At 68.1% G+C, this 8139-nt stretch carries 6 protein-coding genes; 3 read left to right on the top strand and 3 right to left on the bottom strand.

Annotation, left to right across the window (positions count from 1 at the left end; translation table 11 throughout):
• Nucleotides 1-157 precede the first annotated feature (157 nt).
• On the bottom strand, nucleotides 158-1099 hold the full coding sequence (locus tag ACCD11_RS28065; protein ID WP_413316376.1) for a LysR substrate-binding domain-containing protein: 942 nt from the start codon (nucleotides 1097-1099) through the stop codon (nucleotides 158-160).
• A gap of 108 nt (nucleotides 1100-1207) precedes the next feature.
• On the opposite strand from ACCD11_RS28065, the gene ACCD11_RS28070 reads away from it, so the two are divergent.
• Entirely contained in the window at nucleotides 1208-1936 is a 729-nt protein-coding gene (locus tag ACCD11_RS28070; RefSeq protein ID WP_413316378.1) for an FMN-dependent NADH-azoreductase, read from the top strand.
• Nucleotides 1937-2075: 139 nt separating this feature from the next.
• Complete coding sequence (locus ACCD11_RS28075; protein WP_413316380.1) at nucleotides 2076-4853, top strand: diguanylate cyclase domain-containing protein; 2778 nt, start codon at nucleotides 2076-2078, stop codon at nucleotides 4851-4853.
• A gap of 26 nt (nucleotides 4854-4879) precedes the next feature.
• Here ACCD11_RS28075 and ACCD11_RS28080 read toward each other — a convergent pair whose 3' ends face one another.
• A complete protein-coding gene (locus tag ACCD11_RS28080) occupies nucleotides 4880-6070 on the bottom strand; it encodes an MFS transporter (protein WP_413316382.1) in 1191 nt (396 codons plus the stop codon).
• Between the two features lie 91 nt (nucleotides 6071-6161).
• Between ACCD11_RS28080 and ACCD11_RS28085 the strand changes: the two genes are divergently transcribed.
• Nucleotides 6162-7124, top strand: a complete 963-nt coding sequence (locus ACCD11_RS28085; RefSeq protein ID WP_007832749.1) for a LysR substrate-binding domain-containing protein — start codon at nucleotides 6162-6164, stop codon at nucleotides 7122-7124.
• Here the strand turns inward: ACCD11_RS28085 and ACCD11_RS28090 are convergent.
• On the bottom strand, nucleotides 7073-7843 hold the full coding sequence (locus ACCD11_RS28090; RefSeq protein ID WP_413316384.1) for a fumarylacetoacetate hydrolase family protein: 771 nt from the start codon (nucleotides 7841-7843) through the stop codon (nucleotides 7073-7075). The genes ACCD11_RS28085 and ACCD11_RS28090 overlap by 52 nt on opposite strands.
• Between the last annotated feature and the right edge of the window lie 296 nt (nucleotides 7844-8139).

Consider the following 8139-nt stretch of genomic DNA (forward strand, 5'->3'; position numbering starts at 1 on the left):
CCTCCACATGAAGCCAAAGCCATTACAAGAAGCGCGCCTGTTGCGATGGCAAGAGGGATGCGGGCAAACCTCGTCATGACTTCTCCTCACTTTGTTGTTGGAACGCGAGTCTCCACGAGAACTGCGACAGCCTGCAAGTTCTGCGTCCAGCTTGTCCTCAGCCTCGCGATTGCGGCTCCGGTGCGGCCTGCGACGCAATCCATTCCCACACCGCCCGCACGGCCGGCTCGCTCTCGCTGCCGCGCGCGACCGCCAGAAAGTAGCTGCCGGTGTCGAGCGCAGGCCCGAAGGGCTGCACCAGCGCGCCGCTGCGCCGCTCTTCGGCCGACAGCGTGAGGCTCAGCAGCGCAACGCCATGTCCTGCAAGGGCGGCCAGCGTCGCGTGCGTCTCGTCGGAGAACGACAGGCCCGAAGCCTTCATCGCGCGCGCCCTCGGCGGCGTGATGCCGGCTTCGCGAAACCAGCGCGTCCACACGGCAGGTGCGAGCGCCTGCGGCTGCCAGTCGCAGTGGATCAGCCGGTGCTTCGGCAGGTCTGAGGCGCGTTTCAGGCCCAGCATCGGGCTGCACAAAGGCGCATAGCGCTCGGGCATCAGCTCGCGCGACACCAGTCCCGGCCAGTTGCCGTGGCCCGAGCGAACAGCGATGTCGGCGTCGCCGCGCGCCAGGTCGACCAAGGTGTCGCTCGCATGCAGCCGCAGCTCGACTCCCGGGCAGGCCCTGCGGAACGCCTCCATGCGCGGCAGCACCCAGCGCGCGGCGAATGCGGTGTTGGTGGTGAGGGTGACGGCCTGCGACGCGGCGGGGCGGCGCAGCTTGTCGACGCCGGCTTCGAGCATATCGAAGCCCATGCGCAGGTCGGCGAACAGCCGCTGGCCCGCTGGCGTCAGCGCGAGCTGCCGCGTGAGCCGGCGGAACAGCGGCTGGCCCAGCGTGTCTTCGAGCGCACGCACTTGGTGGCTGATGGCCGACGGCGTAACAGACAGTTCGAGCGCCGCGCGCTGAAAGCTCAGGTGCGCGGCCGCAGCCTCGAAGGCGCGCAGCGACAGCAGGGGAGGCAGCCGCCGGAGAGGGCGGATGGATGAGCCAATCTCGTTCATGCGCGGAGAAATCGTCGTTTGTGATGAGTGGCTTGTGAACCTAGATTCAAGGCCTGCGCACCATTCTGGCCGCGCGGGACGAAAGATACCAATTCATCCATCAAGACCATGACCATGAATCTCCTCCACATCGACGCCAGCGCCCGGCCGGGCCGTTCCGGCACCGACCTCCACGGCTCGCACACGCGCCGACTCTCGGCGCGTTTCGTCGAGCGCTGGCGCAAGGCGCGGCCCGCCGACCGCATCGACTACCTCGACGTGGGCCGGCAGCCACCCGCGCACGTCGACGGCCGCTGGATCCACGCGGCCTTCACGCCGCCGGCCGCGCGCGAGCCATGGATGGCCGAGGCGCTCGCCGAGAGCGATCGGCTCGTCGACCAGCTCATTGCCGCCGACGTGGTCGTGATCGGCCTGCCGATGTACAACTTCAGCGTGCCCGCGCAGTTCAAGGCCTGGATCGACAACATCGTGCGCGTCGGGCGCACCTTCGGGTTCGACCGTTCGCGCGGCGCGGTGCCGTACTGGCCGCTGCTGGCGGACGCGGGCAAGCGCGTGGTGCTGCTGGGCGCGCGCGGCGACCATGGCTACGACGCGGGCGGCCGCGTCGCGCACCTCAACCACACCGAGAGCAGCGTGCGTTCGGCGCTCGGCTACATCGGGATCACCGAAGTGTTCGAGGCGGCGGTGGAGTCCGACGAATTCGGCGGCGAGCAGCTTTCGAATTCGATGCGGCGCGCGGAGCAGCGCGTGGACAGCCTCGTCGATGCGCTGATCGCCCCGCGTGCGCGCTCGGGGGCTGCAGATGTTCGCCGGGTAGACCCGTCTTTGTCCGAATGAAAGTAAGGCAAAGGTGATCATTTTTCCGGGGGCATAGAGCTGTTCGTCGCGCCCTGCATCCAAGCCCTTTGCCGGTGCGTGGATCGCACCGATACTGTCCGGAAATTCCCTCCGGCAACGTACCGGTCCGAACAGTTCAATGACTCAAACAGGTTTCTCGAAATTCCGGTTCGGTTTGCACACACGCCTGAGCCTCGGCGTGATGGCGGTGGTCCTGACGGCCACCTTCGCGATTGCCACCTTCGCTCTGCACTTCGTGAAGAGCAACATGCGAGCCTCGATCGAGGCCGAGCAGCTCGCCCGCGTGGCCGCCATCGCCGACTCCATCGACCAGAAATTCGGCAGCCGGCTGATCCTGCTGCAGACCTTCGGCGACAGCGTGGAAGCGCAGGACTTCCAGGACACCGTGCCGCTGCAGGCCTTCCTCGAAAGGCACGCCTCGCTGCGTCAGGCCTTCGACAACGTCGCCTTCCTCGACATGGACGGCAACCTCGTGGCCAACCTCAACGGTGCGAACCGCATCGGTACCGTGAACGTGAAGGATCGGCCCTATTTCCAGCGAACGGTTGCGTCCCGGGCCGGTCTCGTATCTGAGCCTTACCGCAACCGGCTCAACGGGCTGGCACAGGTGGCCATCACCGCGCCGGTGCTCGACAACGCGGGGCAGGTGAGGTTCGTGATCTCAGGTGCCATCAACCTGAAGGACCGCAACATCCTGGGTGCGCTCGCCGACATCAAGTTCGGCAAGACCGGCTATCTGTTCGTGACGACCGCGGATGGCATCGTGGTCGACCATCCGGACGCCTCGCGCATCCTGAATCACATCCAGGCGAATGGCGGCGGCGACCCCGAGGTCCTTCGCGCGCTGGCCGGCTTCCAGGGCTCGAGCGAGGGCGTCAACGAAGCCGGCGTGCGCGGCCTCTATGCCTTCGACCGTGCCGAGCAGGCGAACTGGATCGTCGGCGCCATGTACCCGCGCAGCGAAGCCTTCGCGGGCATCAACGCCATCGAACGCGGTGCGTGGTTCGGGGCGCTGGCGTTGGCGCTGACCGCGGGCGCGCTGGCCCTCGCGGTGGTGCGCCGGCAGCTGAAGCCGCTGTCCGAACTGCACCAGCACATGCAATCCACCCGGGAGGCGGCTACCGGGACCGCGGCGGCGCGCACCTACGCCTTCGACGAGATCGGCGATCTCTCGCGCACCTTCAACGAACTGATGGCGCAGCGGCGCGCCATCGAGCTCAGCCTGGCGCACAGCGAGGCTCAGGTACGCATCATTGCCGACAACATCCCGGCGATGGTGTCGCACGTCGATGCGTCGATGCGCTACACCTTCGTCAATGCGCACGTGCGGGCCCTGCACAAGGACAAGACGCTGGTGGGCCGCCTGATGCCGGAAGTGCGCGGCCCCGCGGATTTCGCGATGGTGGAGCCGAGCTTCCGGCGCGCGCTGGCCGGCGAGACCGTGATTCTCGAGAAGTCCGGCGACCCGGCGCTGGGCATTGGCGGTCGCACGTTCAAGGCCCACTACATTCCCGACATCGATGCCGACGGCGTGGTGCGCGGCGTGTTCTCGATGACCTTCGACATCACCGAGGACGTGAACATCCGCCGGGCCCTGACCGAGCAGGAAAAGCGGCTGCGCGACGTGACCGACAACATCCCGGCGCTGGTCGGCTACTTCGACCGCGAGCAGAACTGCCTGTTCGCCAACGTCAGGGCGCGCCAGACGGCGGGCCTGGACCAGAGCGCTTCGCTGAAGGGCACGACCCTGCGTTCGGCTCTCGGCAAAGCGGTGCATGCGCAGCTCAAGCCCTACCTGCCCGTGGTGTTCTCGGGCAAGAAGGTGCGTTTCCCGGTTCGCGCTCCCATGCACGGCAGGGAGGGATACTTCCAGGCCAACCTGATGCCGGACAAGAACCTGCGCGGCGAGGTCGTCGGCTTCTACCTCATGTCCTTCAACATCACGGCGCTGAAGCAGGCGGAACTGCGCCTGGCCGAGAGCGAACTGCGCCTGCGCGCCATCACCGACAACATGCCGGCGCTGATCACCTACATCGACCGCGACGAGAAGATCACCTTCGCCAATGCCACCAGCCGCGAATGGCTCGGGCTCGACCCGGCCCAGGTGCTGGGGCGCCAGGTGCAGGACGTGCTGGGCCGCGAGGTGTACGAGTCGCGCCAGCCGATGCTCGCGCGGGCGCTGGGCGGGGAGCGGGCGGAGTTCGAGGCTCGTATGCAGCGCCAGGGCTTCGACCGCATCACGCAGGTCACCTACGTCCCCGATGTACGCGAAGACGGCATGACGCACGGCATTTTCTCGCTGGCGCACGACATCACGGCACTGAAGGTGGTGGAGCACAAGCTCATCGAACTGGCGCGGCTCGACACGCTCACCGGCCTGCCCAATCGGCTGGCGTTCAACGAGTACCTGCCCGGAGCGGTGCTACGCGGGCGGCTCGCGGGCAATGCGATGGCGCTGATGTTCCTCGACATCGACCATTTCAAGGCCATCAACGACACGATGGGCCATGCGGTGGGCGATGCGGTGCTCACCGAATATGCGCGGCGGCTGCTGGGCTGCGTGCGCGGTACCGACATGGTGGCCCGGCTGGCGGGCGACGAGTTCGTGCTCGTGCTCGAAGGCCTGACCGCACCGGACACCGCGGCCACCGTTGCGGCAAAGATCGTGGAGCGCGTCCACACGCCGCCCTTCACGGTGGACGGCCAGCGCATCAAGGTGACGACCAGCGTCGGCATCGCGTTTCACCGTGCTGCCGATTCCTCCGTCACCGCAGAGGAGTTGCTGGCGCGGGCCGATACGGCGCTCTATAACGCCAAGGCGGCGGGGCGCGATCGGTTCGAGTTCTTCATGCCTGTTGAGGGGGCGCGCAGTGATCTGATCACGCGGCAGCACTGAGTTCGGCGGCTGCGACCGCCAGTGAATCAAACTCGCGCCGAAGCGCTGTCCCCCAGTACGTTGCGCGGTTCGCGCCGGTCGAGCGAGCGGCTCCACAGCGCGATCATCAGGCCCACCAGCGTGAGCAGCGCCGCCGCCCAGCCCAGCGCGCGCAATCCCGGCCCATGGTCGATCACCACGCCGCCGACCCAGGCGCCGAGTGCGTTGCCGAGGTTGAAGGCGGCGATGTTCAGGCTCGACGCGAGGTTCTGGCCTGCGCCCGAGGCCTTCTCCAGCACCCGCAACTGCATCGGCGCGACGGTGGCGAACGAAGCCATGCCGAGCAGGCCGACGAACCCCACCGCCGTGAACGGCGTGCCGATGGTGAACTGCATCGCACCCAGCACGACGGCCAGCGCAGCCAGCGTACCGAGCACGGCGGCCATCGGCGCACGGTCGGCCAGCTTGCCGCCCAGGATATTGCCCACGGCCAGCCCGCCGCCAAACACAAGCAGGATCGGCGACACGGCCGACTCCGACAAGCCGGTGATCTGCGTGAGCAAGGGCTGGATGTAGGTGAATACCACGAACACGCCGGCAAAGCCGAGCACCGTCATCGCCAGGCCGAGCAGCACCTGCGGGCGCGCCAGCACGGCGAGCTCTTCGCGCAGCGGCGCGGACCCGGCCTTGCCCTTCACGCGCGGCACGAACACCGCGAGCACCGTGAAGGCCAGCACGCCGATCAGCGTCACGGCCCAGAAGGCCGAGCGCCAGCCGAACTGCAGGCCCAGCCACGCGCCGGCCGGCACGCCGAGCAGCGTGGCGGCGGTCAGCCCGGTGAACATGATCGCGATGGCCGAGGCGCGCCGTTCGGGCGCCACCAGGCCAGTGGCCACCACCGAGCCGACGCCGAAGAAGGTGCCGTGCGCCAGCGAGGTGATGACGCGCGCGGCCATCAGCATCTCGTAGTTGGGCGCCACGGCACAGGCGAGATTGCCGAGCGTGAAGATTCCCATGAGCGCGAGCAGCACGGTCTTGCGCGGCAGCTTGCGGGTGGCGATGGTGAGCACCGGCGCGCCGACCGCAACCCCGAGCGCGTAGCCCGAGATCAGCAGGCCGGCGGCCGTGATGGAGACGTGGAGATCCGTCGAGACCTGCATCAGCAGGCCCATGATGACGAACTCGGTGGTGCCTATACCGAAGGCACCGGCGGTGAGGGCGATTAGAGCGATTGGCATGATGCCCTGTACTGTGCGGACGAAAGCCACTGATGACTAGAATGCCGCAGGTACACATACTTGTGACTCGAATTCATAGATCGGAGGAGCCATGCCGCGCATCGACGTCAACCGTTCCGGCGAAATGGAAGCCTTCGTGCAGGTGGTCGAGTCTGGCGGGTTCTCGGCGGCGGCGCGCCTGCTGGGCATGACGCCCTCGGCCATGAGCAAGCTCGTGGCGCGGCTCGAATTGCGCCTGGGCATCCAGCTCGTGCACCGTTCCACGCGCAAGCTGCAACTTACGCCCGAAGGCACGGAGTTCTACGAACGCAGCCTGCGCGTGCTGGCCGACATTGACGAGGCCGAGCGCTGCGCGGCGGCCGGTGCGGCGGCGCGCGGGCGCGTGAGCATCAATGCCAGCGTCTCGTTCGGGCACCACAAGCTGGTGCCATTGGTGCCGCGCCTGCTCGAACGGCATCCGCAGATCACGCTCGACATTGCGCTGACCGACCGCATCGTCGACCTGATGGATGAGCGCGCGGATATCGCCATCCGCTGGGGCCAACTGCCGTCTTCCGATCTCGTGGCGCGCCGGCTCGGTGGGACCAGCCAATCCATCGTCGCCGCGCCGGACTACCTCGCGAAGTACGGCACGCCGCGCACGCCGCAGGAGCTGGAGGCCCACAACCGACTGGGCTGGAGCTACCGGCGCAGTTCGCCCGACTGGCCGCTGCGGGTCGACGGCCGCATGGTGTGGCTGCCCGTGGCCGGTCCGGTGCGCGCGGGCGACGGCGAAACGCTGCGCCGGCTGGCCATCGCAGGGGCTGGCGTGGCGCGGCTGTCGCTGTATCACATCCAGCACGACATCGACGCCGGTCGGCTTGTGCCGTTGCTCGAAGAGTTCAACCCGGGAGAGGTGGAGCCGATCCACGCGGTCTACATCGGCAAGGCCGGCACACTGCCCGCCCGGGTCCGGGCGGTGCTCGACTTTCTGGTGGCGTGCTCGGGGGTGGGCGGCGAGCGCTACACGATCAAGCGGACGGCGCCTATGCCGGCAAACTCCGCCGTCACCTGATCGCCGCGCCGGCAGGGCACGATGCCGACCCACGAGCCGGTGGTGACCACCGTGCCCGCGGGAACGGTCTGGCCGTGTCGGGTCAGGTGGCGCAGCCAGATCGGCAGCAGCCATGCGGGGTCGGCCAGCGGATGCGTGCCTTCGCGCACCACGGTCTCTGCGCCGCCGACCTTCGTTTCGCAGCGCTGCGAGGCCCAGTCGACGGCGGCGTAGGGCGTCCATTCGCCGAGCACGAGTGCGCCGTGCACCTGCGAATCGGCAAGGCGCAGCAGGGCGGGTGTTGCGGCGAGGTCTTGCCAGCGGGAGTCGACGATTTCGACCGACACGGTCATGGCGTCGATGAGCGAGGCGGTGTTGTCGTGATCGAGCTGCGCGGCCTGTGCCGGCGCAACGTCCTGTCCGAGCCGCAAGGCGATCTCGGCCTCGATGCCGGGCGCGTGGAACACGAGGTCGCTGAAGTTCGCCGGGCTCCGACGCACACCGGCAGGAGGCAGTGGCGCGTGTGTGAGCGTCGCGCTGCGCGAACCGCCGCCCGACTTCCACGTGCCGGGCACGGGCTGAGCGTCGAACCAGCCGAGCGCGGCCGCGACGGCGTCCTGCACTTCATAGGCCTGGATATCGGTTTCGAGCGCGTCGGTCCAGGGCGTGGCATCGAGGGTGCGGTTGCCGCGGCGTGCGGCCACGAGTGCGTCGGTGAGGGCGGTCTGGGAGGGGGTCATGTTCTGGATCTTCTCAGTTTCTGCTGGCGCGTTGTTCGGGGTGCGTGCACAGGGCACCGGGTACTCCCCTGCGCGAATGTCCCCCGGGCTGCGGCCTCCTCCTTTATTTCGCTGCGCAAGGCACTCCGCCGGCGTGATCGCACCCCGAGCGACCTCAAGCAGTCCCTCAGCTTCTCGCAGGCAGAGCGAACTTCCGCGTATCGGCCGGCGGCGGAATGGGCTGCGTGCCTTCCATGCGGGTGCTGCCGCTGCCGCGGTTGTTCGAGCGCTGCAGTGCGGAGTCGGGCAGCACCGGC

The organism is Variovorax sp. Varisp36, from assembly GCF_047304235.1.
Taxonomy (GTDB): domain Bacteria; phylum Pseudomonadota; class Gammaproteobacteria; order Burkholderiales; family Burkholderiaceae_C; genus Variovorax.